This is a genomic window from Streptomyces sp. NPDC003635, from assembly GCF_053587635.1.
The window spans coordinates 1-24,898 of the sequence record NZ_JBSFOK010000066.1; the positions used below are offsets into that span (position 1 = coordinate 1).

Annotated in this window: 22 protein-coding genes and 1 pseudogene; 17 read left to right on the forward strand and 6 right to left on the reverse strand. The window is 72.6% G+C overall.

Annotated features, from left to right (window positions below; all coding sequences use genetic code 11):
* The 4 genes from ACWDRW_RS36845 to ACWDRW_RS36860 form a co-directional block, all read left to right on the forward strand.
* Nucleotides 1–470: flavodoxin-dependent (E)-4-hydroxy-3-methylbut-2-enyl-diphosphate synthase (locus ACWDRW_RS36845; RefSeq protein ID WP_451731810.1), on the forward strand; the 470-nt coding region annotated here is incomplete at its 5' end.
* A gap of 106 nt (nt 471–576) precedes the next feature.
* Nucleotides 577–1,425 carry a GNAT family N-acetyltransferase gene (locus ACWDRW_RS36850; RefSeq protein ID WP_451731813.1) on the forward strand — a complete coding sequence of 283 codons (849 nt, stop codon included), beginning with the start codon at nt 577–579 and terminating at the stop codon, nt 1,423–1,425.
* 34 nt (nt 1,426–1,459) lie between these two features.
* Nucleotides 1,460–1,990 (forward strand): GNAT family N-acetyltransferase, encoded by a 531-nt coding sequence (locus ACWDRW_RS36855; RefSeq protein ID WP_451731816.1) that lies wholly within the window; start codon nt 1,460–1,462, stop codon nt 1,988–1,990.
* 72 nt (nt 1,991–2,062) lie between these two features.
* Nucleotides 2,063–3,766 (forward strand): proline--tRNA ligase, encoded by a 1,704-nt coding sequence (locus ACWDRW_RS36860; protein WP_451731819.1) that lies wholly within the window; start codon nt 2,063–2,065, stop codon nt 3,764–3,766.
* Between the two features lie 96 nt (nt 3,767–3,862).
* Here ACWDRW_RS36860 and ACWDRW_RS36865 read toward each other — a convergent pair whose 3' ends face one another.
* The gene (locus ACWDRW_RS36865; RefSeq protein WP_451731822.1) at nt 3,863–4,108 is read right to left on the reverse strand and encodes a hypothetical protein; all 246 of its coding nucleotides are present in this window, start codon (nt 4,106–4,108) and stop codon (nt 3,863–3,865) included.
* Nucleotides 4,109–4,238: 130 nt separating this feature from the next.
* Nucleotides 4,239–4,661 (reverse strand): helix-turn-helix domain-containing protein, encoded by a 423-nt coding sequence (locus ACWDRW_RS36870; RefSeq protein ID WP_451731825.1) that lies wholly within the window; start codon nt 4,659–4,661, stop codon nt 4,239–4,241.
* Between the two features lie 359 nt (nt 4,662–5,020).
* On the opposite strand from ACWDRW_RS36870, the gene ACWDRW_RS36875 reads away from it, so the two are divergent.
* The 4 genes and pseudogenes from ACWDRW_RS36875 to ACWDRW_RS36890 all read left to right on the forward strand — a co-directional run bounded on the left by ACWDRW_RS36875 (nt 5,021) and on the right by ACWDRW_RS36890 (nt 7,611).
* A complete protein-coding gene (locus tag ACWDRW_RS36875; RefSeq protein ID WP_451731828.1) occupies nt 5,021–5,614 on the forward strand; it encodes an RNA polymerase sigma factor in 594 nt (197 codons plus the stop codon).
* Nucleotides 5,611–6,405, forward strand: coding sequence for a BN159_2729 family protein (locus ACWDRW_RS36880; RefSeq protein WP_451731831.1), 795 nt, complete (start codon nt 5,611–5,613; stop codon nt 6,403–6,405). The genes ACWDRW_RS36875 and ACWDRW_RS36880 overlap by 4 nt, the downstream gene beginning before the upstream one ends.
* A gap of 14 nt (nt 6,406–6,419) precedes the next feature.
* Nucleotides 6,420–6,632, forward strand: a pseudogene (locus tag ACWDRW_RS36885) (WhiB family transcriptional regulator); the annotation flags it as partial.
* Between the two features lie 646 nt (nt 6,633–7,278).
* Nucleotides 7,279–7,611 (forward strand): hypothetical protein, encoded by a 333-nt coding sequence (locus ACWDRW_RS36890; RefSeq protein ID WP_451731834.1) that lies wholly within the window; start codon nt 7,279–7,281, stop codon nt 7,609–7,611.
* Between the two features lie 141 nt (nt 7,612–7,752).
* Here the strand turns inward: ACWDRW_RS36890 and ACWDRW_RS36895 are convergent, their stop codons facing one another.
* Genes ACWDRW_RS36895 through ACWDRW_RS36905 form a run of 3 tightly spaced genes read right to left on the reverse strand, consistent with a single transcriptional unit; the run spans nt 7,753 to nt 9,664 of the window.
* Nucleotides 7,753–8,652, reverse strand: a complete 900-nt coding sequence (locus tag ACWDRW_RS36895; protein WP_451731836.1) for an aminoglycoside phosphotransferase family protein — start codon at nt 8,650–8,652, stop codon at nt 7,753–7,755.
* A gap of 26 nt (nt 8,653–8,678) precedes the next feature.
* Nucleotides 8,679–9,143 carry a ferritin-like domain-containing protein gene (locus ACWDRW_RS36900; protein WP_451731839.1) on the reverse strand — a complete coding sequence of 155 codons (465 nt, stop codon included), beginning with the start codon at nt 9,141–9,143 and terminating at the stop codon, nt 8,679–8,681.
* Complete coding sequence (locus tag ACWDRW_RS36905) at nt 9,140–9,664, reverse strand: hypothetical protein (protein ID WP_451731842.1); 525 nt, start codon at nt 9,662–9,664, stop codon at nt 9,140–9,142. Before ACWDRW_RS36905 ends, ACWDRW_RS36900 begins: the two co-directional genes overlap by 4 nt.
* A gap of 196 nt (nt 9,665–9,860) precedes the next feature.
* Here ACWDRW_RS36905 and rimP point away from each other — a divergent pair, with 196 nt between their 5' ends.
* The 9 genes from rimP to ACWDRW_RS36950 all read left to right on the forward strand — a co-directional run bounded on the left by rimP (nt 9,861) and on the right by ACWDRW_RS36950 (nt 21,500).
* The gene (rimP, locus tag ACWDRW_RS36910; RefSeq protein ID WP_451731845.1) at nt 9,861–10,370 is read left to right on the forward strand and encodes a ribosome maturation factor RimP; all 510 of its coding nucleotides are present in this window, start codon (nt 9,861–9,863) and stop codon (nt 10,368–10,370) included.
* Between the two features lie 2 nt (nt 10,371–10,372).
* The gene (gene nusA / locus ACWDRW_RS36915) at nt 10,373–11,359 is read left to right on the forward strand and encodes a transcription termination factor NusA (RefSeq protein ID WP_451731848.1); all 987 of its coding nucleotides are present in this window, start codon (nt 10,373–10,375) and stop codon (nt 11,357–11,359) included.
* A 104-nt stretch (nt 11,360–11,463) separates the two neighbouring features.
* Entirely contained in the window at nt 11,464–11,742 is a 279-nt protein-coding gene (locus ACWDRW_RS36920) for a YlxR family protein (RefSeq protein ID WP_328874155.1), read from the forward strand.
* Nucleotides 11,743–11,889: 147 nt separating this feature from the next.
* The gene (gene infB / locus ACWDRW_RS36925) at nt 11,890–14,997 is read left to right on the forward strand and encodes a translation initiation factor IF-2 (protein ID WP_451731852.1); all 3,108 of its coding nucleotides are present in this window, start codon (nt 11,890–11,892) and stop codon (nt 14,995–14,997) included.
* Between the two features lie 132 nt (nt 14,998–15,129).
* Nucleotides 15,130–15,423 (forward strand): DUF503 domain-containing protein, encoded by a 294-nt coding sequence (locus tag ACWDRW_RS36930; RefSeq protein ID WP_109495650.1) that lies wholly within the window; start codon nt 15,130–15,132, stop codon nt 15,421–15,423.
* Nucleotides 15,424–15,454: 31 nt separating this feature from the next.
* On the forward strand, nt 15,455–15,895 hold the full coding sequence (gene rbfA, locus ACWDRW_RS36935) for a 30S ribosome-binding factor RbfA (RefSeq protein ID WP_451731855.1): 441 nt from the start codon (nt 15,455–15,457) through the stop codon (nt 15,893–15,895).
* Nucleotides 15,892–16,797, forward strand: a complete 906-nt coding sequence (gene truB / locus ACWDRW_RS36940; protein ID WP_451731858.1) for a tRNA pseudouridine(55) synthase TruB — start codon at nt 15,892–15,894, stop codon at nt 16,795–16,797. The genes rbfA and truB overlap by 4 nt, the downstream gene beginning before the upstream one ends.
* A gap of 254 nt (nt 16,798–17,051) precedes the next feature.
* Nucleotides 17,052–20,411, forward strand: a complete 3,360-nt coding sequence (locus ACWDRW_RS36945; protein WP_451731861.1) for a trypsin-like peptidase domain-containing protein — start codon at nt 17,052–17,054, stop codon at nt 20,409–20,411.
* A gap of 126 nt (nt 20,412–20,537) precedes the next feature.
* Nucleotides 20,538–21,500 (forward strand): bifunctional riboflavin kinase/FAD synthetase, encoded by a 963-nt coding sequence (locus tag ACWDRW_RS36950; RefSeq protein WP_451731864.1) that lies wholly within the window; start codon nt 20,538–20,540, stop codon nt 21,498–21,500.
* Nucleotides 21,501–21,580: 80 nt separating this feature from the next.
* Here the strand turns inward: ACWDRW_RS36950 and ACWDRW_RS36955 are convergent, their stop codons facing one another.
* Nucleotides 21,581–24,706, reverse strand: coding sequence for an AAA family ATPase (locus ACWDRW_RS36955; RefSeq protein WP_451731892.1), 3,126 nt, complete (start codon nt 24,704–24,706; stop codon nt 21,581–21,583).
* Nucleotides 24,707–24,898: the final 192 nt, after the last annotated feature.

Sequence of the window (24,898 nt, forward strand, 5' to 3'; positions counted from 1 at the left end):
GCGCGGTGGCGTTCGGCGCGCTGCTCTCCCAGGGCATCGGCGACACGATCCGGGTCTCCCTGTCGGCGCCGCCGGCCGAGGAGGTCAAGGTCGGCCTGCAGATCCTGGAGTCGCTGAACCTGAAGCAGCGCGGCCTGGAGATCGTGTCCTGCCCGTCCTGCGGCCGGGCACAGGTGGACGTGTACAAGCTGGCGGAAGAGGTCACGGCCGGACTGACCGGCATGGAGGTCCCGCTGCGGGTCGCGGTCATGGGCTGTGTCGTGAACGGCCCCGGCGAGGCCCGCGAGGCCGACCTCGGCGTCGCGTCCGGCAACGGCAAGGGCCAGATCTTCGTCAAGGGCGAGGTCATCAAGACCGTCCCCGAGTCCAAGATCGTCGAGACGCTGATCGAGGAGGCCATGAAGCTGGCCGAGCAGATGGAGGCGGACGGCGTGAGCTCGGGCGAGCCGTCGGTCTCGGTGGCGGGCTGACCGGCCGGGGGTCCCTGTATCAGTGCGGGCGTTCAGCGGGGCGGCGCTTCACAACTCCGACAGGTACAGTTCGGAGATCAGCAGTCCTGAGTGTGAGGCCCCGCAGTTGTTGACCCAGACCACATCCCGGGTCCTCGAACCGAGCGACCTGGACGCAGCGCTCGTCGTGCTGGACCGCGAACCGGTCGCGAACGCCTTCGTGACCTCTCGCGTCCAGGTGGCCGGGCTCGATCCCTGGCGCCTCGGCGGCGAGATGTGGGGCTGGTACGAGGACGGCATGCTGACGTCCCTCTGCTACGCCGGCGCCAACCTCGTCCCCATCTGCGCCACTCCCCGAGCCGTGCGCGCCTTCGCCGACCGTGCCCGGCGGGCCGGGCGGCGCTGTTCCTCGATCGTCGGCCCCGCCGAGTCCACCGCCCAGCTGTGGCGGCTGCTCGAACCGAGCTGGGGCCCGGCGCGGGACGTCCGTTCCCACCAGCCGCTGATGGTCACCGACCGGATGCCCGAGACCATCGCCCCCGACCCGCTGGTCCGTCGTATCCGCAAGGACGAGATGGACACGATCATGCCGGCCTGCGTGGCGATGTTCACCGAGGAGGTCGGGGTCTCCCCGATGGCCGGTGACGGCGGGCTCCTCTACCAGGCCCGGGTCGCCGAACTCGTCGGCTCCGGCCGCTCCTTCGCCCGCCTCGACGCCCACGGCAAGGTCGTCTTCAAGGCGGAGATCGGCGCCGCCACCGAACGCGCCTGCCAGATCCAGGGCGTCTGGGTCGCCCCCGAGTACCGGGGCCAGGGCATCGCCGCCCCCGCCATGGCGGCCGTACTCCGCTACGCCCTCGCCGATGTCGCCCCGGTCGTGAGTCTCTACGTCAACGACTTCAACACCGCGGCGAGAAGGACGTACACCAGGGTCGGCTTCGAAGAGGTCGGCGCCTTCATGAGCGTCCTGTTCTGAGCCCGCGGAGCACACCCCGCTGTACCCTCCCCGCATGGATCTCGTCATCGGCCCCCTGGACCTGTCAGCCCACGTCGACGAGGCCCTAGCCGTCCAGGCCGTGGCGTTCGGACTGGGCGCGGACGAGGTCGCCGTACGCCGTCAGATCGTGCTGCGGCACATGACCTACGCCGGCGCCCGCGCCCTCGGAGCCACCGCGGAGGGCCGGCTCGTCGGATTCGTTTACGGCATGCCCAACGACCGCGCCCACTGGTGGTCCACCGTCGTGGAGCCCTATCTCCGCGCCCAGGGCAACGACCTCTGGCTCGACGACTCCTTCGTCATCACCGAGCTGCACGTCCACCCCGACCACCAGAACCGCGGTATCGGCCGATCCCTCATCACCACGATCACCGACGGCGCCACCGAACCGCGCTCGATCCTGTCCGCGATCGACACCGAGAGCCCGGCCCGCGGCCTCTACCGCTCCCTCGGCTACCAGGACCTCGCCCGCCAGGTCCTCTTCCCGAGCGCCCCCATGCCGTACGCCGTGATGGGGGCCCCGCTCCCGCTGCGCCGCCACTAACCGATTTCCACCGCCCGGCACCGCCCGGATAACCTCCTGCCAACACCATCACGCAGCAGGAGTACGACAACCATGGCGAACGCACCGGTCCAGCGCATGTCCCAGTTGATGGCGAAGACGCTGCGCGACGACCCGGCGGACGCCGAGGTCCTCAGCCACAAGCTGCTCGTCCGCGCCGGCTACGTCCGCCGCACGGCCGCCGGCATCTGGTCCTGGCTGCCCCTCGGCAAGCGGGTCCTCGCCAACGTCGAGCGCGTGGTCCGCGAGGAGATGGACGCCATCGGCGCCCAGGAGGTGCTGCTCCCCGCGCTGCTGCCGCGCGAGCCGTACGACGCGACGGGCCGCTGGGACGAGTACGGCCAGGAGCTGTTCCGCCTCAAGGACCGCAAGGGCGGCGACTACCTGCTCGGCCCGACCCACGAGGAGATCTTCACCCTGCTGGTGAAGGACCAGGCGTCCTCCTACAAGGACCTGCCGGTCATCCTCTACCAGATCCAGCACAAGTACCGCGACGAGGCCCGTCCGCGGGCCGGCATCCTGCGCGGCCGGGAGTTCCTGATGAAGGACTCCTACTCCTTCGACACCGAGGACGAGGGCCTCGCCCAGTCCTACGCCCTGCACCGCCAGGCCTACCAGCGGATCTTCGAGCGCCTCGGCCTCGACTACCGCATCTGCGCCGCGACCGCCGGCGCGATGGGCGGCTCGAAGTCGGAGGAGTTCCTGGCCCCGGCCGAGGCCGGCGAGGACACCTTCGCGGACTGCCCGAACTGCGACTTCGCGGCCAACACCGAGGCGATCACCTACGAGCTGAAGCCGGTCGCCGCCGAGGGCGTGCCCGCGCTCGAGGAGATCCCGACCCCGGACACCCCCACCATCGAGACCCTCGCCGCCCACCTCGGCGTCCAGGCCTCCGCCACCCTGAAGAACCTCCTGGTCAAGGTCGACGGCGAGATCGTGGCCGTGGGTGTCCCCGGCGACCGCGAGGTCGACATGGACAAGGTCGAGGCCCACTTCGCCCCGGCGACCGTCGAGATGGTCACCGAGGAGGACTTCGCCGAGCGCCGGGACCTGGTCCGCGGCTACGTCGGCCCGCAGGGCCTGGGCGAGAAGGTCAAGTACCTCGCCGACCCGCGCGTGGCCCCGGGCACCGCCTGGATCACGGGCGCCAACAAGGAGGGCACGCACGCGAAGAACGTCGTCGCGGGCCGTGACTTCGAGGTCGAGGAGTACGTAGACGTCGTGGTCGTCCAGGAGGGCGACCCCTGCCCGAAGTGCGGCACCGGCCTCAAGCTGGACCGCGCCATCGAGATCGGCCACATCTTCCAGCTCGGCCGTAAGTACGCGGACGCCCTCAAGCTCGACGTCCTCGGCCAGCACGGCAAGCCGGTCCGCGTCACCATGGGCTCCTACGGCATCGGCGTCTCCCGCGCGGTGGCGGCCCTGGCCGAGCAGACCGCCGACGACAAGGGCCTGTGCTGGCCCGCCGAGATCGCCCCGGCCGACGTCCACGTGGTCGCCGCCGGCAAGGCCCTGCAGACCGAACTCGCCCTCGACGTCGCCGGGAAGCTCGCCGCGAAGGGCCTGCGGGTCCTGTGCGACGACCGCGCCGGGGTGTCCCCGGGTGTGAAGTTCACGGACTCGGAGCTCATCGGCGTACCGAAGATCCTGGTGGCCGGGCGGCGCGCGGGAGACGGCGTCGTCGAGCTGAAGGACCGCCGTACCGGGGAGCGCGAGGAGCTGACGGTGGAGGAGGCCGTCGCGCGGCTGAGCGCGTAGCCGCGCCGGTTTCCCGGCGACTCCCCGGTTCAGGCCGTTCCCGCCCCTGGCGGGAACGGCCTCGCTGTTCAGCGGATGTGCGCTGTCCCTGAAGGGTCAGCCGGCCTCTGCGGCCGGGGCACAGGGAAGCAGTTCGTCCGGCAGCTCCACCCGCATTCCGCAGAAGCAGAGAAGCTGTCCGCCCCGAGCAGCGGGGGCGCCGAGGTCGATCACCAGGATGTCTCGCAGTTCCCGGATCACATCACGTACGGGAGCGTCTGAGGCGACGCGGATCCCGACTTCGTCCGGGTCCCAGACGGCGAGACCAGGCAGGCCGTCCGTCAGGAAAATATGGATGCACACAACTGTCTCCCCAGGGATGCACTACGGCATGAGTGATCCGCTCCGGGAGGTCAGCGGCTGACTGATGATACCGGTGACGGTGGGGTTCGAGGGGCGTTTCGTCATATTCCCCGTAAAGGCATCGCTGGGCTCACACAATGCGGCTGACCTGGAGCATGGCCTCGGCATCCTTGAGGAGCGCGCGCTGGCGTGCCTCCGGCAACTGCCGGTAGAGCTTCAGCAGCCTGGCCTCGCGCTCGTCCTCGCTCGGGCCCGGCACGGGTCGGCCGACCGCCTCGAAGAACTCCTTGGGTGTCGTCCGCACGCCCCAGCGCCGGAAGACTTCGACCATGGTCCGCAGCTTCTCCGGTTCGATGCGCGAGGTGCCCCGGGTCCGGTTCACCCAGGCGTTCAGCGTTGGGTAGGAGATGCCGGCCTCTCTCGCCAGATCCTTCTGGGTCCGGTCGGGGACCTGGGCCAGCAGGCGGGCGAGCAGCGTGGCCAGGTCCTCGTCCTGGCGTGGTGGATCGTGGCCGGGGTCTGGGTCTCCTGGGCGGCTCTGCGGGTTCGTCACGCATCAGAGGATCCGCCATCAATATCTACAAGCGCAAGTAGATCGCAGATTGGCGGGGCGGCTTCGGAAGCGCGGGTGCGAATAATTCACACCGGTGTGCGCCCGCGGTGGCCGCCGAGGTCGGAGATGCCTCAAGTCTCACTCTGCGTAGGCATCTTGACACTGTATGCGTCTACGTGAAGACTGTAGATAGCCCCGGGCGAGTGTCGCGGCTCCTGGTGTGGGCGATTGACGCATCCTCAGTGAATCTACATCTACATGAGTATTGCAGATTCGGCGCGTGTCCGCGCGGCTCACCGGCTCAACCGAATGACCCACTGACCCACTGACCGTCTCAACTCCCGACGGGAGGACCGATCGTGTCCCTACCGCACCATGTCCCCACCGCTCCGGCCGGCGATCCGGAACCCGAGCTGATCGCCCGGGCCCGCGGCGGAGACCGGGAGGCGTTCGCCGCCCTGTACTACGAGCACTACCGCCTCGTGTACGGCTTTCTGCTCGTCCGCACGCGCGACAGACACCTGGCGGAGGACCTGACCCAGGAGGCGTTCACCCGCGCCCTGCGCCGTATCGACGCCTACACCTGGCAGGGGACCGCCTTCGCCGCCTGGCTGACCACCATCGCCAAGAACCTCTACCTCGACGAAGTGGGCCGCGGCCGTACCCGGCTGGAGACCCCGGTCGCCGAGTTCGACGAGCCGCAGGCGTCCCTGCGCCACGGGGAATCCGTCGTCCTGCGCGAGCTCGAAGCCGTGGAGGCCCAGGAAGCCGTCCACAGCGCCCTGCACAGCCTCAACGCCCTGCAACGGCACTGTGTGCAGCTGCGCTTCCTCGACGAACTCACGGCTGAGGAGACGGCCCTCGCCATGGGCCGGAGCGTCGGCGCGGTCAAGACACTGACCTACCGGGCGTTGCGGAAGATGCGCTGGACGACCGAGGCGGTGCCCGCGTGAACAGCAACGTTCCGCATGTCGCGGGCGTCATCCGGGCAGTGCTGGAGTCCGTCCGGCCCGAACAGGCGGCCGCCGTCGCGCAGGCGCTCGACTCGGCCCGTCTCCTGGTCGACCCGGAGCGCACCTTCGGCGCGGTGCTGCACCGCACGCCGGAGGGCGGCTGGTCCCGGACCCGGCCCGCGCCCACCGAGCTGGAGCGGCAGGCGCTGGCCTGGGACGACGCCTGCGCCCGGGCCCGGTCCGTCGCGGCCTCCATCGAGCACCGGCTGACCGGGCACCAGGGACCCTCCGGTGTTCGGGTGGAGGGCAACCGGGTCCGGGTGGTGCTCCGCGTCGACGGACCCGACCAATGGGCCGACTGGCGGGCTTACTTGGGCATCGCGGTGGTCAGGGAGGGCGACCGTCCCCACACCGTCGTCGGTGAGGGGGAGCACGGCGGTGTCCGGGTGGCGGTGATGGCCCGGGTCACCGCGGCTCCGCCGAGTGGCGCGACGGGACACCAGGCGCGCCCCTTCCGGCTCGGCGGTACCACCTACGACCTGGCGGTTCCGCACCGCGACGCGCACGGGGACGTCTGGTACTTCCAGGGCTGCCGCACCCACGACGGTATGCCTTTGCTGTCCGTCGACGGCCGGCCCGAGCGCTGTTCCCTCGCCAATGTGGCGGCCCATCTGGGACCGCTGTCGCCGCTGCCGCGCGTCGAGGACCCGGTTCCCGCAGCCGCGCCCCCGGCGTTAGCGCCCGCACCACCCCCGAAACCGGTGTGCGGTCCCGCCGGGCCGGTCGGATGAGCCGCGGTGGGCCCATGGAGGGGGGATCGCGGGTCTGGGAATCCAGTGCCGCGTGCGGACAACGCGACGCGGACCTCTGGTTCAACAGCCGCTCGCAGGCCGCGGCCGTGGCGATCTGCGTGGCCTGCCCCGTGCTGGTTCCCTGCCGGGCCGCCGTTCTGGAACGGGAGCGCGGCCTGCCGCGATGCCGCCGCCAGGGCGTCGTCGCCGGACTGACCGGTCCCCAACGCCATGCCCTGGACCACCGGGCCGCCCCGCGGACCGAGCAGCCGCCGAACCAGGCCGGCAGTACTCCCGCGGCGGCCGCACCGCGCCCAGCACAGCCCGCGGCCTGCGGCACCCGGGCCGCGTACCAGCGGCACCTGCGCCGACGTGAGCCCGTCGACGAGGCATGCCGCGCGGCGAACGCCCGCAGCGCGGGCCGCTACCGCCGTACCGGCTCCACACGTGACCAGAAGCGGACCCCCGGCCCGGCGCCTCCCGACCCGCCTCACCCGCCCCCGCCGCTCACCGCCCCCGGAGTACCGCATGCCCCCGCCGGCCCCCGGCCCTCACCCGAACGACCCATGGGCCCACGCCTCCTACCACGCCCACCCTGGCGACGCTCGTCTCGACGATCCCCAGGACGGCGCCCTCAGGCCCGGCGCGACCCGTCCGGGGGCGCCCGCCGCGGACAGCCGCGGACCTGGTCCGTGCTTCGGTGGCCCCGGGAGCCTCCGGCGGCTGTTCGGATTCTTGTGCAGGGTCCTCCGGTTGCCGGTAGCGGATCGGCGACGGCGGGGGGACCCGGGTCCTCGCCTCGCGAGCGAGTTGGAGAACTGCCGGCAGCAGCGGGACCGTTGGCGCTGTCACGCCGACTCCTACGAACGGGAGTTGACGAGCCTCCGGCACGAGCGGGCGCATCTCCTGGCCTGGCTGGCGGCGCTGCATCCGTCGAGCGCCGTGCTCACCGACGGCGGCGGCACCCTGTCTCTCCGGGCGGGGGAGCGCGGTGTCTCCTGGCCGCTGTCGCCCGCCGAGCTGCGGTTGTTCGCCCACGTCCCGCACGCGGAGCCGGCCGATCTCACCGACATGGGTGAGGCGGAGCAGACGGCACACATCCGTGAGCACACCCGGTTGCTGGCGATCGAGGGGATCCTCTCCGCGGCTCCGGCCGGAACGTTGTCGCCGGGGCCGCGGTCCGCGAGGTCCGGCGACCACCCCTGAAGACCCGCGGGCTGCCGTCGGGCGCCCCGCGAGACCCCGGCCGGCACGCTCGGGAGGCACGTCGGCCGGACCCACCACGCCCCCCTGCGAGGCTCCCCGCAGGGGGGCGTGGGCCAGTCGACGGGACCTGGTGACCTGCGGCTAGAGCCAGCCGGCGAACTCCAGCAACAGCTCGGCGTCCTGTCCCCGCCCCACCCGAAGCGCCCGTACCCCGGACTCCACCGCACGGAACAGGGTCCACCCCCGCAGCCGCTCCTGGTCCACGTCCAAGGACTCGGCGAGCCGCTTGATCCGGCGCCGCGTGGTGGCCGCCCCCGAGGGGGAGGCGATCAGGTCCTCGACCCGGTCCCGCACCAGCCGCGCCAGATCGAACGCGCACTCGCCGACCACCGGATCGGGCCCCACGGCCAGCCACGGCGTCCGCTCCCCGGCCAGCACCTTGCTCTGCCGGAACGTGCCGTGCAGCAACCGGTGCTCGGGCGGCGCCGCCAGCAACTCCTCCCGCGCGGCCAGTGCCGCGTCGACCAGCGCGCTCACCCCGGCCTGCGCCGTGGCCGTCGCCCGCATCGCCTCGGCCTGCCGACCGGTCCGCTCGATCACCGTCTCGAACGCGTGATCCCCCGGCGGCTCGACCCACAGCCTGCGCAGCGTCCCCGCCGCCTCCAGCAGCGCCTTCGCCTCCGGCAACGACCGTACCGACACGTCGGGATGCAGCCGCTCCAGCAGCAGCACTCCCTCGGCCGTGAACGGCTCCAGCAGCTGTACGGCGCCCAGGCCGCCCCAGTGCGCCAGAGCCGCCCGCTCGCTCTCGGGCCGCGCCCGCGGCGGCGCCAGCTTCAGCACGGCCGGCGTACCGTCCGCGCGCCGGACCAGGGCGACCAGGCTGCTGCGACCGCCGGGCACCTGAACCCGTTCCAGGGTCAACTCGCGTAGCGCCACGGCCTGCTGGACCGCCTCGGGCAGCTTCTCCAGCCAGCCGTCCGCGTCCGTCGCCGTCTCACCGAGCGCCCTCACCAGACGCCGCGGCGGTTCGAAAGCCATACGCGAGAGTTTCCTTCCAGTACGCGTCACGCCGTGGGCGTCACCGATGCCGAGCCGGTGCCCGCGCGCTCGGCGAGCCCAGGGAAGGCTACGCTCTCGCCGCGCCAGCGCACCGCCCGCACCGCCGCCTCCCGCACCGCCTCGGCGGCCGTACGCCGCCGCTCGCCGGTGGCGGCCCGCACCAGATCGGAGTAGACCCCGGCCACCCGGTCCTCCACCTCCGCGGCGAGCCGGACCGCCGCGGGCGAGTCCGGCACCGCGAACGGCAGCGCGTACCCGGCCTCCGCGGGTACCGGCTCGCCGCCCAGGTCCACCACCTCGCGCACCAGGGCGTCGCGCCGGGCCCGATGGGCGTCGTAGGCCCCCCGGGCGTCGGTCCGCCGCTCCTCGGCGATCCGGCCGCCGACCACGCCGTACCCGTACACCGCCGCATGCTCGGCGGCCAGTGCCGCCTGCAGGGCCGCCAGTTCCTGGGCCTTCGCCTCGCTCACGCCGCACCCTCCGTCAGCAGGTACACATGGGCCGCTCCGGCGGCCGACACCGAGGCCAGCAGCCGGGCCAGTTCGCCGGGCAGCTCCACCAGCGCCTCGGTCCGCCGGTCGACCAAGGTCCGTTCGGCGGCGGCGAGGGCGGCGAGGGCGCCCTTCTCGTCGGACGGCACCGCCGGCGCCGTCGCCGAAGGGGAGGCCGACGCCGACGCCGAGGGCGTGGCCACCCTGGCCGCCGTACCGCCGAAGGCCTCCGCGTGCCGGACCACCGCCGCGCGCAGCGGTCCGAGGCGCTCCGCCAGTGCCGGATGGACCGTGATCACGGCGTCGTAGCGCTCCGCCAGCTCCGCGCTGTCCCGGGCCGCACGCGCGCGTGCCCGGTCGGCGGCCGACGGGCTGCCGCCCGTGCCGTCGGTGTCCGAGTCGGATGAACAGCCCACGAGCAGGGCCGCCCCGGCGGCCGAGGCGAGCAGGCTCCTTCTGCGCGGCCCCGAGGGCATGCGCGGCGGTGGGGTGAACGGCACGGCAGACGTCCTCGGAGTGCGTACGAAAGGGGGAGGGCGGCACGCCCGTGATCACGGTACCCGTGGACATGTCGAAGACCACTCACCGGCACCCGTCCGCTACCCGATGGACGGCAACACACCCCGGGACCCGATACCCTTTGACCAGACACGCGACCCATCCCACAACAGCACACGCGGCCGAGGAGTCACCCGGATGAGCACCACCCAGAGCGAGAGGCTGCGGGAACTACTGGAACCGCTCGTCACCTCCCAGGGCCTGGATCTCGAAGAGATCGAAGTGGACTCCGTCGGACGCAAACGAGTGCTGCGCGTCGTCGTCGATTCCGACACCGGTGCCGACCTGGACCAGATCGCCGATGTGAGCCGCGCGCTCTCGGCGAAGCTCGACGAGACGAACGTGATGGGCGAGGCCGCGTACGACCTCGAGGTGGGCACCCCCGGCGCCGAGCGCGAGCTCACGGAGCACCGGCACTACGTGCGCGCCGTCGACCGCCTGGTGAGGTTCCAGCTCACCGAGGGCGGGGAACTGGTCGCCAGGATCCTGACCGTGGACGACGAGGGCGTGGACCTCGAGGTGCCCGGGGTGAAGGGCCGCAAGGCCACCGGCCGCAGACTCGCCTTCGGCGAGATCGCCAAGGCCCGGGTCCAGGTCGAGTTCAACCGCAAGGACAAGAAGGACATGAAGGAAGAGGAGGAGGCGTAGCCGTGGACATCGACATGAGCGCCCTGCGGGGCTTGGTTCGGGAGAAGGAGATCTCCTTCGACCTGTTGGTCGAGGCGATCGAGTCGGCCCTCCTCATCGCCTACCACCGCACCGAGGGAAGCCACCGCCACGCGCGCGTGAAGCTCGACCGGGAGTCCGGGCACGTGGTCGTGTGGGCGAAGGAGGACCCCGAGGACCTCGAAGAGGGACAGGAGCCCCGGGAGTTCGACGACACCCCGTCCGACTTCGGCCGTATCGCCGCCACCACCGCCAAGCAGGTCATCCTGCAGCGGCTGCGCGACGCCGAGGACGACGCCACGCTCGGCGAGTACGCGGGGCGTGAGGGCGACATCGTCACCGGAGTGGTCCAGCAGGGCCGCGACCCGAAGAACGTGCTCGTGGACATCGGCAAGCTGGAGGCCATCCTGCCGGTGCAGGAGCAGGTGCCCGGCGAGACCTATCCGCACGGCATGCGGCTGCGCTCCTACGTCGTCCGGGTCGCCAAGGGCGTCCGCGGCCCCTCCGTCACCCTCTCGCGCACGCACCCGAACCTGGTGAAGAAGCTCTTCGCCCTGGAGGTGCCCGAGATCGCCGACGGGTCCGTGGAGATCGCCGCCATCGCCCGCGAGGCCGGTCACCGCACGAAGATCGCCGTACGGTCCACCCGTTCGGGCCTGAACGCCAAGGGCGCCTGCATCGGCCCCATGGGCGGCCGGGTGCGCAATGTGATGGGCGAGCTGAACGGCGAGAAGATCGACATCGTCGACTGGTCGGACGACCCGGCCGAGATGGTGGCGAACGCGCTCTCCCCGGCCCGCGTCTCCAAGGTGGAGGTCGTGGACATGTCGGCGCGGTCCGCCCGGGTGACGGTGCCGGACTACCAGCTGTCGCTGGCGATCGGCAAGGAAGGGCAGAACGCCCGGCTCGCCGCCCGCCTCACCGGCTGGCGGATCGACATCCGGCCCGACACCGAGCAGGCCGGGGAATAGAACGGCGCCGCCGGGGCTTGTGCACCGGTGGTGTGGATCACGACAACAACCGTTCGATTTTTGCCCCAAAGGGGTGAGGTCGGTGCGGGGAGGTAGACTTAAGAGTGTCTGGCCGGACGCAAGCCCCAGCATGCCCCGAGCGCACCTGCGTGGGGTGCCGGGAGCGAGCGGCCAAGAAGGACTTGCTGCGGATCGTGGCGATTAAGGACGAGTGCGTCCCGGATCATCGCGGTACGCTGCCCGGCCGGGGTGCTTATGTGCACCCCGCCCTGGTCTGTCTCGACCTGGCGGTACGCCGTCGGGCGTTCCCACGGGCGTTGCGCGCCCCGGGTCCGCTCGACACCAAGGCGTTGCGCCTCTACGTCGAGCAGGCAACACCGTAAGAAGCGTCGCGCGGAACCCCCGTGCGGCCCAGGTACCCCGCGAGTTGGAAGTAGGTCGAGATTGCGATGAGCACTCGATGAGCACGCGATGAGTACGCCCATGAAGTAGCGACGGTCCGGCCGCAACCCGGACCTAAAAGGAGCGAAGTGGCTAAGGTCCGGGTATACGAACTCGCCAAGGAGTTCGGTGTGGAGAGCAAGGTCGTCATGGCCAAGCTCCAGGAACTCGGTGAATTCGTCCGTTCGGCGTCTTCGACCATCGAAGCGCCCGTCGTCCGTAAGCTGACGGACGCCCTCCAGCAGGGCAGCGGTGGCGGCAAGTCCGCCCCCGCCCGCAAGGCTGCCCCGGCCAAGCCGGCAGCCCCCTCTCCGGCGCAGGCTGCCCGTCCGGCCGCCCCGCGCCCGCCGGCCCCCAAGCCGGCCGCCGCCGAGAAGCCCGCGGCTCCCGCCGCGCCGGCCGCTCCCGGCCCCCGTCCCACCCCGGGCCCGAAGCCCGCGCCGCGGCCCGCCCCGGCGTCCCCGGCTCCGACGACGCCCGAGTTCACGGCGCCGCCGGCGGCTCCCGCCGCTCCGGCCGCGTCTCAGGGCCAGGGTTCCGGCCCGCGTCCCGGCGCCCCGCGTCCGGCCGGCCAGTCCCCGCGTCCCGGCGCTCCGCGTCCCGCGGGTGGTCCCGGTCAGGGCCGTGGTGACCGTGGTGACCGTTCCGGCGCCCCGCGTCCGGGTGGCCAGGCGCCGCGTCCCGGTGCCCGTCCGGCCGGTCCCCGTCCGGGCAACAACCCCTTCACCTCTGGTGGCTCCACCGGCATGGCGCGCCCGCAGGCGCCCCGTCCGGGCGGTGCCCCGCGTCCCGGCGGCCCGGGTGGCCCCGGTGCTCCCGGCGGCGCCCCGCGTCCGCAGGGCCAGGGCGGTCCCCGTCCCCAGGGCGCGGCGGGCGGTCCCCGTCCGCAGGCTCCGGGCGGCGCGCGTCCGACCCCGGGCGGGATGCCCCGTCCGCAGGGCGGTCCGCGTCCGGGCGGCGGTCCCGGCGGTCCTCGTCCGAACCCCGGCATGATGCCGCAGCGTCCCGCTGCGGGCCCGCGTCCCGGCGGTGGCCCCGGCGGTCGCGGTCCGGGCGGCGCGGGCCGTCCCGGCGGTGCCGGTCGTCCCGGTGGTGGCGGCGGCTTCGCCGGTCGTCCCGGTGGCGGCGGCGGTGCCCGTCCGGGTGGCGGCGGCGGCTTCGCCGGTCGTCCCGGTGGCGGTGGCCCCGGCGGCGGTGGCGGCGGCTTCGGTGGCGGCGGTGGCCGTCCCGGCTTCGGTGGTCGTCCCGGTGGTCCCGGTGGCCGTGGTGGCACGCAGGGCGCCTTCGGCCGTCCCGGCGGTCCCGCGCGTCGCGGCCGCAAGTCGAAGCGGCAGAGGCGCCAGGAGTACGAGGCCATGCAGGCCCCGTCGGTCGGCGGCGTGATGCTGCCTCGCGGCAACGGCGAGACTGTTCGCCTGTCGCGCGGTGCCTCGCTCACCGACTTCGCGGAGAAGATCAACGCCAACCCGGCGTCGCTCGTCGCGGTCATGATGAACCTCGGCGAGATGGTCACGGCCACGCAGTCCGTCTCCGACGAGACGCTGCAGCTTCTCGCCGGCGAGATGAACTACGAGGTTCAGATCGTCAGCCCCGAGGAGGAGGACCGCGAGCTGCTCGAGTCCTTCGACATCGAGTTCGGCGAGGACGAGGGCGACGAGGAGGACCTGGTGGTCCGCCCGCCGGTCGTCACCGTCATGGGTCACGTCGACCACGGAAAGACCCGACTGCTCGACGCCATCCGCAAGACGAACGTCATCGCGGGCGAGGCCGGCGGCATCACCCAGCACATCGGTGCCTACCAGGTCGCGACCGAGGTCAACGACGAAGAGCGCAAGATCACCTTCATCGACACCCCGGGTCACGAGGCGTTCACCGCCATGCGTGCCCGTGGTGCGCGGTCGACGGACATCGCGATCCTCGTCGTCGCGGCCAACGACGGCGTCATGCCGCAGACGGTCGAGGCGCTGAACCACGCCAAGGCGGCCGACGTGCCGATCGTCGTCGCGGTCAACAAGATCGACGTCGAGGGCGCCGACCCGACCAAGGTCCGCGGTCAGCTGACCGAGTACGGCCTGGTCGCCGAGGAGTACGGCGGCGACACGATGTTCGTCGACATCTCCGCCAAGCAGGGTCTGCACATCGACTCCCTGCTGGAGGCCGTGATCCTCACGGCGGACGCGTCGCTCGACCTGCGCGCCAACCCCAACCAGGACGCGCAGGGCATCTCGATCGAGTCCCGTCTCGACCGCGGCCGTGGTGCCGTGTCGACGGTCCTCGTCCAGCGCGGCACGCTGCGGGTCGGCGACACCATGGTGGTCGGCGACGCGTACGGCCGAGTCCGGGCGATGCACGACGACAACGGCAACAGCGTGGCCGAGGCCGGCCCGTCGACGCCGGTCCAGGTCCTGGGCCTGACCAACGTCCCGGGTGCGGGCGACAACTTCCTGGTGGTCGACGAGGACCGTACGGCCCGTCAGATCGCCGAGAAGCGCGCCGCCCGTGAGCGCAACGCCGCGTTCGCCAAGCGCACGCGCCGCGTCTCGCTCGAGGACCTGGACAAGGTGCTCAAGGCCGGCGAGGTCCAGCAGCTCAACCTCATCATCAAGGGTGACGCTTCTGGTTCCGTCGAGGCCCTGGAGTCCTCCCTGCTCCAGCTGGACGTCGGCGAAGAGGTCGACATCCGCGTCCTGCACCGCGGCGTCGGTGCGGTCACGGAGTCCGACATCGACCTGGCGATGGGCTCGGACGCCATCGTGATCGGCTTCAACGTCCGCGCGGCCGGCCGCGCGGCGCAGATGGCCGAGCGCGAGGGCGTGGACGTCCGCTACTACTCGGTCATCTACCAGGCGATCGAGGAGATCGAGGCGGCCCTCAAGGGCATGCTCAAGCCGGAGTACGAAGAGGTCGAGCTCGGTACGGCGGAGATCCGCGAGGTCTTCAAGTCGTCCAAGCTGGGCAACATCGCGGGTGTTCTCATCCGCTCCGGCGAGGTCAAGCGGAACACCAAGGCGCGCCTCATCCGCGACGGCAAGGTGGTCGCGGAGAACCTCAACATCGAGGGTCTGCGTCGCTTCAAGGACGACGTCACCGAGATCCGCGAAGGGTTCGAGGGCGGTATCAACCTCGGCAACTTCAACGACATCAAGGTCGACGACGTCATCGCGACGTACGAGATGCGCGAGAAGCCGCGCGCGTGACCTGACACGCGACCGGGGCCGGTCGGCGGAAGTTATTTCCGTCGATCGGCCCCGGCCGTTGCGTGTACGGTTCCCGTATCGGCGTCGAAGCGTGGCGCCCGTACCCCGAACCGGCGGGACATCCGGACACACATGTATGTGGGGACTCTGTCCTTCGATCTGCTCCTCGGCGACGTCCACTCGCTGAAGGAGAAACGCTCTCTCGTCCGTCCGATCGTGGCCGAGCTCCAGCGCAAGTACGCGGTGAGCGCGGCGGAGACGGGCAACCAGGACCTCCATCGCAGGGCCGAGATCGGGCTCGCGATGGTCTCCGGGGACACGGGACACCTCTCCGACGTACTGGACCGCTGTGAGCGGCTGGTCGCCGGGCGGCCCGAGGTGGAACTGCTCTCGGTTCGACGCAGGCTCCACAGCGACGAAGACTGAAGCAAGAAGAAAGCATTAAGGAGACGGACCAGTGGCCGACAACGCGCGGGCGAAAAGGCTGGCGGACCTCATCCGGGAGGTGGTGGCCCAGAAGCTGCAGCGCGGGATCAAGGACCCGCGGCTCGGCTCGCACGTCACCATCACGGACACCCGGGTCACGGGTGACCTGCGGGAGGCGACCGTCTTCTACACGGTGTACGGCGACGACGAGGAGCGGAAGGCCGCGGCCGCCGGACTGGAGAGCGCCAAGGGCGTGCTCCGCTCCGCGGTGGGCCAGGCGGCGGGCGTGAAGTTCACCCCGACGCTGACCTTCGTGGCCGACGCGCTGCCCGACACCGCCCGGACCATCGAGGATCTCCTCGACAAGGCGCGCTCCTCCGACGCGAAGGTGCGCGAGGCGTCCGCCGGCGCCGCGTACGCGGGGGACGCCGATCCCTACAAGAAGCCCGACGAGGACGACGCCTCCGAATGACCCGGAAGAACACCACGCCCGACGGCCTTGTCATCGTCGACAAGCCGTCGGGCTTCACTTCGCACGACGTGGTCGCCAAGATGCGCGGGATCGCCAGAACCCGCCGGGTCGGCCACGCCGGCACCCTCGACCCCATGGCGACGGGCGTGCTCGTCCTCGGCGTCGAGAAGGCCACCAAGCTCCTCGGTCATCTCGCGCTGACCGAGAAGGAGTACCTGGGCACGATCCGGCTCGGCCAGACGACCCTGACCGACGACGCCGAGGGCGAGATCACGGGGTCGGCAGACGCCTCGAAGGTCACCCGCGACGCCGTCGACGCCGGGATCGCCAAGCTGACCGGGCAGATCATGCAGGTGCCCTCCAAGGTCAGCGCCATCAAGATCGACGGCGTGCGCTCCTACAAGCGGGCCCGCGAGGGCGAGGAGTTCGAGATCCCGGCGCGCCCGGTCACCATCTCCTCCTTCGCGGTCCACGACATCCGGGACGCCGTCGCCGAGGACGGCACCCCCGTCCTGGACCTGGTGGTGTCGGTGGTCTGCTCCTCCGGCACCTACATCCGGGCGCTGGCCCGGGACCTCGGCGCCGACCTGGGCGTGGGCGGCCACCTCACCGCCCTTCGCCGTACCCGGGTGGGCCCGTACAAGCTGGACGCGGCCAGGACGCTGGACCAGCTCCAGCAGGAGCTGACCGTCATGCCCATCGCCGAGGCCGCCACGGCGGCGTTCCCGCGCTGGGACGTGGACGCCAAGCGGGCGCGGCTGCTCACGAACGGCGTGCGTCTGGAGATGCCGGAGGAGTACGCGGGCCGCGGGGCGGTCGCCGTGTTCGATCCGGAGGGCCGCTTCCTGGCGCTCGTGGAGGAGCACCGGGGCAAGGCCAAGAGCCTGGCCGTCTTCGGCTGACCGTCTCGGTCCGCCCGTGGAGCGGCGGGCACGGGGTGTTTCTCTGCCCGCCGCTCCACGGTCCCCCCTCGGTTCCCCCACCCCTAGGGTGTATCCACCTCCCCCCGTCTGTTCACCCTTCCGTGCAGGCGCTCGGAGTGAACCGAGGGAGCGGAAGGGGGCGCGTTCACCGCGCGATCTGTCCCGCTGATCACCGCGCGCCTACCGTCGAGGACAGGTACGACGGTGCGGCGCTTCGGCGGGGAGGTTGGACGATGGCGGCCCGGGACGGTGAGGGAGCATCTCTCGACGACGCCCTGGTCCGGATCCACGATCCGGCGGGGCGGCCCCGCGGCCTCGGTTTCGTGGCCGACCACCACGGCACGGTGATCACCAGCCATGAGGCGGTGGACGGTCTGCCGCGTCTCGTTCTGCACACGGCGCGGGAAAGCGGCGTCGTGGTGGCCGCGGACGCCGTCACGGAGCTGCCGGCCCTGGACCTCGCACTGATCCGTACCGCGGGTCTCGGCGCGGAGCCGCTGCCGGTGTCGGTACGGCAGGACGCCGAGCCCGGCAGGTACGTGACGATCGCGGCGGGCGGCTGGCGCGAGGCGAGGGTACTGACCACGACCGCGGTGACGTACACGGCCACGGACCGCTCCCACCACCTCTCCCGCGCCCTGGAACTGGCCGTGGGCACGGCGGGCCGGGACGCGCTGCGCCTGGGCGGCGGCGCGGCGGGCGGTCCGGTGCTGGACGCGGAGACCGCAGCCGTGGTCGCCGTCCTGGGCACGGCGCTGAGCAGCGGCCACCGGGACGAGGGGTTCGCCATCCCGCTCCGCCCACCGGCGGGCGGTCCGCTGGCCGACGTGCTCGCGGAGAACGCGGCGACGGTTCCGGCGTACGGCCCGGATCTGAACCTGGCGGGCGTGCTGGAGCTGACGGCGACGACGGTCGGCCAGGACGGCCCGCCCGCCGCCGAGCCGGAGCCGGTGGAACGGGCATGGCCGACCAGGGAGTTCGAGGCGTTCACGTCCTGCGCGGGCACATCGGTACTCGCCCTGGTGGGCCCCCCGGGCAGCGGCCGTACGACCGAACTGGCGGCGCTGGCCGCCCGCCGCCACCGGAGCCCGGACCCGGCGCCGACCCTGTGGCTGCGCGGCGCCGACCTCAGGGCGGACGACGAGTCGGTGGCGGACGCGGTGAGCAGGGCGGTGTCGAGGGCGGCCAGGATCGTGGCGGCCTCCCGCGCGACGACCCCGGCGGACCTGGGCGACCTCACTCCGGAACGCCTCACCCGGGTGACGAAACGCCCGCTGCTCCTTCTGCTGGACGGCCCCGAGGAAATGCCCCCGCTCCTGTCCCACCGCCTCCCCGAGTGGACGACGGGAACGGCCGCATGGCTGACCAGGACGGGCGCGAGGCTCGTGGTGGCGTGCCGGGAGGAGTACTGGGAGACGGCGGGAGCGGAGTTCCCGGCGGGGATGCTGTACGGGGGGCGCGAGGAAGTCCGGCGGTCGCCCCCCTGTGTGAGGCTCACCGAACTGACGCCCGCCGAAGCCCAACAGGCCCGTGCCCGCTATGGCATCCCCGACGAGGTGCTCGCGCCGCGCGACGCCCGTCACCCCCTCACCCTCCGCCTCCTCTCCGAGGTCCGCACCGCCCTCCCCGACGCCCCGCGCACCCGCCTCAACCGCGACACCGTCTTCGCCGCCCACCTCGACCTCATGTGCCTGCGCATCGCCGTCCGCCTCGCCGCCGAGAACGGCCTGCGCGGCACCGCCGTACGACGTCTCGCCGCCAAGGTGTCCGGCCAGGTCCACGAGGCCGCCCGCCGCAGCCTCGGCCCCGGACAAGGCGAGCTGGACCGGGCGTCGTTCGAGGCCGTCTTCCCCTGGGGCCCCGCGCCCGCTCACCTCGGCGGCGGCACCGGCTGGGCCTCCGCCGTCCTCACCGAAGGCCTCCTCGTCCCCGCCGGCGACGGCTACCGCTTCGCCCACGAGGAGTTCGCCGACTGGATCCAGGGCACCCACCTCGACCTGGACGAGGCCCTGCGCGCCCTGGTCCACCGGGACCGCGCCACGGACCCCCACCCCCTCCCCGTGCCGCACCATCGCATCGGCCCCGTCACAGAAGCACTGCTCCTCCTCGCGCCCCTCCAACTCGCCATCCGGCTGCACGAGTTGCTGCACGCCCTCGACGCCGATCCGCGCTCCTGGTGGCCCGCCCGCCTGCTCGCCCAGACCCTGCTCCGGGTGCCCGACGCGACCCCGTACACCGACGTACTGCGCCTGCTCGCCGACCGGATCGTGACCTCGCGGCAGCGACAGCAACCCGTAGCAACCGAGTTCGGCCCGGAGTTCTGGACCGAGCTGCCGGTGCCGGACGAGGTCCGCCTCGACCTCCTCCACCGTCTGGTGATCGCCGACACGAGGACCGACCCCCGGTACCTCGACGCCGTCGCCCGGCTCCTCGCCGCCGACGCCACCGCCGTACAGCCGCAGCTCACCCGCTGGTTCCACGACGACCGCCCGCTGCCCGCGACCCCGCACGCCACCGTCGCACGGGCCGCGCAGGCGCTGCTGCACACGCATCGGCACGGCGCCCTGGACGATCTGACCGAGAGTCTCGTGGAGGCCGCGCACCGGCGGGGTGACGAGCTGCTGGCCGTCCTGGCCAAGGAGGAGCCGTCCGCGATCTGCCGCGCCGTCGACCGGTGGGCGCACGACGAGCGGCCCGCCCGGAGGGTCGCGGCGGTGGCGTACGGACTGCGCGCCGCCCCGCACGTGAGCACCACCGCCGACCGCGAACTCCTGCGCTACGCCGCCCTCGCCCTGCTCGCCCGCCCGGCCGACAGCACCCTGCACGGCGGCGCGCTGGCCCTGCTCGTCCTGGACCCGTACACCCGCGACCGCCATCTTCCGCGAGCACTGCGCCACTTCGCGTCCGGCGACCCGCAGTTCCCGCCCAGTGCCCTGGTCGGAGCCCTGAGCACCCACCCCGAACCGGTCCTCGACGCCTTCCGGGAGCGGCTGCGGCGACCGGACGCGGGTCCGGCGCTGCGCATCCTCGCCGATGTCACCACCCCGTCCCAGGCCCGCCGGGTCGCCGCCCTCGTCCGGGAGGCGGTGGAGGTGCGCCCGGGGGCCGCGGGGGACGTTGCCGCGTATGTGGACCGCCGCCTGGACCAGGGCCCGGCTACCCGAGCCGTACTGTTCCCGCTGGTCACCGGATTGCTGGAAGGCGGACCCGAGCAGGTGCGGGCAGCCCTCGCCACGGTCCTCGCCGCCCCTGGCACGCCCGGTTCCCGCCCGCTGCGCCAGGAGCTCCTGGAGTTCCTCCTGGCCCACGAACGCGATCCCGCCGTCCTGGACGCCGTCCTGCACGCGGCCGCCCAGCACCACGGCGAGCACCTGCGCGAGCTGGTCCACCGCACCGGGCTCCTCCTCGTCCGCACCCCGGACGGCGCGTCCCGCTTCGACCGTGGACTGGTCGACCTGGGCCGCCATGTCCCCGGCTTCGCCGCCGAGATGGCGGGCTGGCTCGTCGACGCGCCGCAGGACTGGTCGGCCGTGGTCGGCCCCAGCACCCGCCGCATGATCGAGAACCTGGCGGGCGTCCGGGTCCCCGCCTGACGGGACCACGCCACGTGCGAACCGTCACAGCCTCCATGCCGATGCGGGGCGGGAGCACCCGGCATGGCACCCTTAGACCTGCGTAGAAGGTAGTGACGGACACGGGTTCGACGAGGAGCGGTCACAGTGCAGCGCTGGCGTGGCTTGGAGGACATCCCCCAGGACTGGGGGCGCAGCGTCGTCACCATCGGGTCCTACGACGGTGTCCACCGCGGACACCAGCTCATCATCCGGCACACCGTGGAGCGCGCCCGCGAACTGGGCCTGCCCGCCGTGGTCGTCACCTTCGACCCGCACCCCAAGGAGGTGCTGCGCCCCGGCACCCACCCGCCGCTGCTGGCCCCGCACCACCGGCGGGCCGCGCTGATGTCGGAACTGGGCGTGGACGCGGTGCTCGTGCTGCCGTTCACCACCGAGTTCTCCAACCTCTCCCCGGCGGACTTCATCGTCAAGGTCCTCATCGACAAGCTGCGTGCCAAGGCCGTCGTGGAGGGCCCGAACTTCCGCTTCGGCCACCGCGCGGCGGGTGACGTCGTGTACCTGGCCGAGCTGGGCAAGACGTACGACTTCGACGTCGAGGTGGTCGACCTGTACGTGTCCGGCGAGGCGGGCGGCGGTCAGCCGTTCTCCTCCACCCTGACCCGGCGCCTGGTCGCGGAGGGCGATGTCGCGGGCGCCGCGGAGATCCTGGGCCGCCCGCACCGGGTCGAGGGCGTGGTCGTACGCGGTGCCCAGCGGGGCCGTGAGCTGGGCGTCCCCACGGCGAACGTCGAGACCCTCCCGCACACCGCCATCCCCGCGGACGGCGTCTACGCCGGCTGGTTGCACGCGCAGGGCGAGGCGATGCCGGCCGCGATCTCCGTCGGCACCAACCCGACGTTCGACGGCACCGAGCGCACGGTCGAGGCGCACGTCATCGACCGGGTGGGCCTTGACCTCTACGGCCTCCATGTCGCCGTCGACTTCCTGTCCTACGTCCGCGGCCAGGTGAAGTTCGACTCCCTGGACTCGCTGATCGAGCGCATGATGGAGGACATCAAGATCAGCCGCGATCTGACGGCGGCGGCGGAGACTCCGGCGGCGAGGTAGCCGCCGCCACGACGCCGAAGGGCGGCCGGTGCCTGCTGGGCACCGGCCGCCCTTCGCGTTGTGCGGCTACGGGCTGCGGCCTACTGCTGGGGGTAGGGCGGCTGACCGGGTTGGCCGGGCTGCCCCGGCTGGCCCGGCTGCTCCGGCTGTCCCGGCGGGGAGTACGGCTGTCCTGGCTGGACGTAGGGCTGGACGTAGGGCTGGACGTAGGGCTGGACGTAGGGCTGGCCGGGCTGGGGGTAGGGCTGGGGGGTGGCGTACGGCTGCCCCGGCATGGGCTGCTGACCGGGAACCACCTGCCCGGGAACCGCCTGCCCGGGGATGGGCTGCCCCGGCATGGGCTGGCCGGGGAGCGGCTGGCCCGGCATCGGCGGGGCGGCCACCGGCGGCGGGTTGCCGTCGTTGGTCCACAGCCCGTGCGCCTGCTGGTGGCGTACGAAGTCCTCGGCGACCAGCGACGCGAGGTGGAAGTACGCCTCGCGCACCTTGGGCCGCATCATGTCGAGGTCCACCTCGGCACCGGCGGCGAGATGCTCGTCGAAGGGCACGACGACGACACCGCGGCAGCGGGTCTCGAAGTGGCTGACGATGTCGTCGACCTTGATCATCTTCCCGGTCTCGCGGACACCCGAGATCACGGTGAGGGAGCGCGAGACGAGATCGGCGTAGCCGTGCGCCGAGAGCCAGTCCAGCGTTGTACTGGCGCTGCTCGCCCCGTCCACGGACGGTGTCGAGATGATGATGAGCTGGTCGGCGAGGTCCAGCACACCGCGCATGGCGCTGTAGAGGAGACCGGTGCCGGAGTCGGTGAGGATGATCGGGTACTGCTTGCCCAGGACGTCGATGGCCCGCCGGTAGTCCTCGTCGTTGAACGTGGTCGAGACGGCCGGGTCGACGTCGTTGGCGATGATCTCGAGCCCGGACGGCGCCTGGGAGGTGAACCGGCGGATGTCCATGTACGAGTTCAGGTACGGGATCGCCTGGACGAGGTCACGGATGGTCGCCCCGGTCTCGCGCCGCACGCGACGGCCGAGGGTGCCGGCGTCCGGGTTGGCGTCGATGGCGAGGATCTTGTCCTGCCGCTCGGTGGCGAGGGTGGAGCCGAGGGCCGTGGTGGTCGTGGTCTTTCCGACGCCGCCCTTGAGGCTGATGACGGCGATGCGGTAGCAGGACAGCACCGGGGTACGGATGAGCTCGAGCTTCCGCTGCCGCTCGGCCTCTTCCTTCTTCCCACCGATCTTGAACCGGCCACCACCGGCGGCCGGGCGCGCGCTCTTCGCCTTCTGCTTCTTGTTGTTGAGCAGCCGGTCGGAGGACAGCTCCACGGCAGCGGTGTAACCGAGCGGCGCCGCCCCCGGGTTGGTCGGCTGCCGCTGGTCATGCCGCATGGGCTGAGGCCAAGCGGCCCCGGCCCGCGGGTCGACGGGCTGCTGCGGCGGCACGGGGTACGGCTGGGCGTGCGGCGCGACGGCGTCGGTGTGGGGCTGCGGCTGGGCGTGGGGGAGTACGCCGGGCTGGGGCTGGGCCTGGGGTGCGACGGCGTCGGGCTGGGGCTGGGGTGGCACGCCGGGCTGGTGGTGGGCCTGCGGGGGCACGGTCGCCTGGGCCTGGGCCTGGGCCTGGGGCTGGGTGTGCGGGGGTACGCCTGGCTGGGGCTGACCCTGGGGCTGGCTCTGCTGGGGTGCCTCGGGCTGCGGTTGGGGCTGCGGGTTGGCCTGGGGCGGTGCCACGGGCTGCGGCTGCGCCGACGGCTGGCCCTGCTGGGGCGTGCCGGGGTGCGCGGGGGCCTGGCCGGGTACGGGGCCCGACTGAGCGGGTGATTGCGGGAAGCCGTAACCGCCGGGCTGGGCGGGGGAGTTGGGGGTGGGCTGACCGGGCTGGCCGGGCTGGGCAGGCGCGGTCGCCGGGGCGCCGGGGTGCGGGAAGCCGTAGGCGCCCTGGGGGTTGGGGGCGTGGGGTTGCGGGAAGCCGTAGCCGCCTTGCGCGTTGGGGGTTGACGCGGGCTGCGCTCCGGGCTGCGGGAAGCCGTAGCTGCCCTGCGGCGCGGGTGCCGGGGCGGAGGGCTCGGCCGACTGTGGGGCGGGGGGCTGCTGTGCGGCCGCGGCGGGGACGCCGGGCGCGGGGAAGCCGTAGCCGCCCTGCGGGGTGGCGGGGCCAGGGGCGGGCTGCTGCGGCGCAGGCGGCTGGTTCCAGGTGGCCGGTGCGGGCTGCGGGGCCTGCGGCTGGAAGGGCTGCTGCGGCTGGGGCGGCACGGGCTGGTGCTGCGCGGCCGTTGGCTGGGGCTCCGCCGGAGCCGCCGGCTGAGGCTGCACGGGCCACTGGGGCGCCGCGGCCGGGGCGGCGGGCTGGTACGACGGCGGCAGCGGCGGCATCCCCGCCTGCGGCGCCACCACCGGGGGAGTCCAGGCGGGCGGAGCGTCCTGCGGGGCCTCGGGAGCGTTGGGGACGGCGTCCTGCGGGACATTGTCCTGGGGCTCGGCGGCGGCCGGTACGGCGTCTTCCGGTTCGGCTTCGGCCTGGACCTCTTCGGCCTCGACCTTGTCGGCCTCGACCTTGTGGGCCTCGACCTCGTCGGCCTGGACCTCGTCGACAGGAGCGGCCTCTTCGGCGGCTACGGCATCCTCCGGTACGGAGTCGGAGAGCTCCGTGTCCGACGGCTCGGGCTCCGACAGTCCGGCGTCCGACGGCAGCTCGTCCGCACGTACCGACTCTGCGGGCTCGGCATCCGAACGCTCCGCGTCCGCACGCTCGGTGTCGGTAAGCCCCGCATCCAAGCGCTCCGCACCCGACGGCTCGGCGTCCGCCGACGCCGACGCCGACGCCGAACTCGGCAGATCCGCGCCCGCCGGTTCACCGTCTGCCGGTTCACCGTCCCCCGCGTCCGAGTCCACCAGTTCCGCGGACGCGCCCTCGGACGACTCCCGGACCGCCTCCGCCGTAACCGCGACGGGTTCCTGCTCCTCCGCCGTATCCCCGACGGAGTCCTGCGCCTCACCCGTACCCGCGCCCGAGTTCTCCCCGGACGTCTCTTCCTGCTCCCCATCAGCCACTGCGGCTTCCGGAGCTTCGGGCTCGGTCGAGGCGTCCGCGTCGGACGTCGCCACGGCCGTACCGTCCTCCTCGTCATCCACCGACCGCAGGTGCGCCTCAGCCTCGGCCGCGCGCTCCTCGATCTCCCGCTTCAGTGCGACCGCGGAGAAGCGCATCGTGGCGCCGCTCTCCAGATCGCCGTTCCCGGATTCGGACTCCTCCGCTGCCGAAGCCGTGGACGCAGCGGCGGAAGAAGCCTCCGACGGCGCAGAAGCCGGTGCGGAAGTCGGCGAGCTCCACTCCGGCTGGAACCCGCTCACCGGCGCGCTCGGGACCGCCGCGGGCGAGCCGGAGTCGGCCGAGGGCGC

What these genes read in the sequence shown, in the direction of transcription:
- ACWDRW_RS36930 (WP_109495650.1), top strand. Translation starts at nt 15,130, where the DNA reads ATGTATGTGGGGACTCTGTCCTTCGATCTGCTCCTCGGCGACGTCCAC.
- rimP (WP_451731845.1), top strand. Translation starts at nt 9,861, where the DNA reads ATGAGCACCACCCAGAGCGAGAGGCTGCGGGAACTACTGGAACCGCTC.
- truB (WP_451731858.1), top strand. Translation starts at nt 15,892, where the DNA reads ATGACCCGGAAGAACACCACGCCCGACGGCCTTGTCATCGTCGACAAG.
- ACWDRW_RS36955 (WP_451731892.1), bottom strand. Translation starts at nt 24,706, where the DNA reads ATGCGCTTCTCCGCGGTCGCACTGAAGCGGGAGATCGAGGAGCGCGCG.
- ACWDRW_RS36895 (WP_451731836.1), bottom strand. Translation starts at nt 8,652, where the DNA reads ATGGCTTTCGAACCGCCGCGGCGTCTGGTGAGGGCGCTCGGTGAGACG.
- ACWDRW_RS36945 (WP_451731861.1), top strand. Translation starts at nt 17,052, where the DNA reads ATGGCGGCCCGGGACGGTGAGGGAGCATCTCTCGACGACGCCCTGGTC.
- ACWDRW_RS36855 (WP_451731816.1), top strand. Translation starts at nt 1,460, where the DNA reads ATGGATCTCGTCATCGGCCCCCTGGACCTGTCAGCCCACGTCGACGAG.
- ACWDRW_RS36860 (WP_451731819.1), top strand. Translation starts at nt 2,063, where the DNA reads ATGGCGAACGCACCGGTCCAGCGCATGTCCCAGTTGATGGCGAAGACG.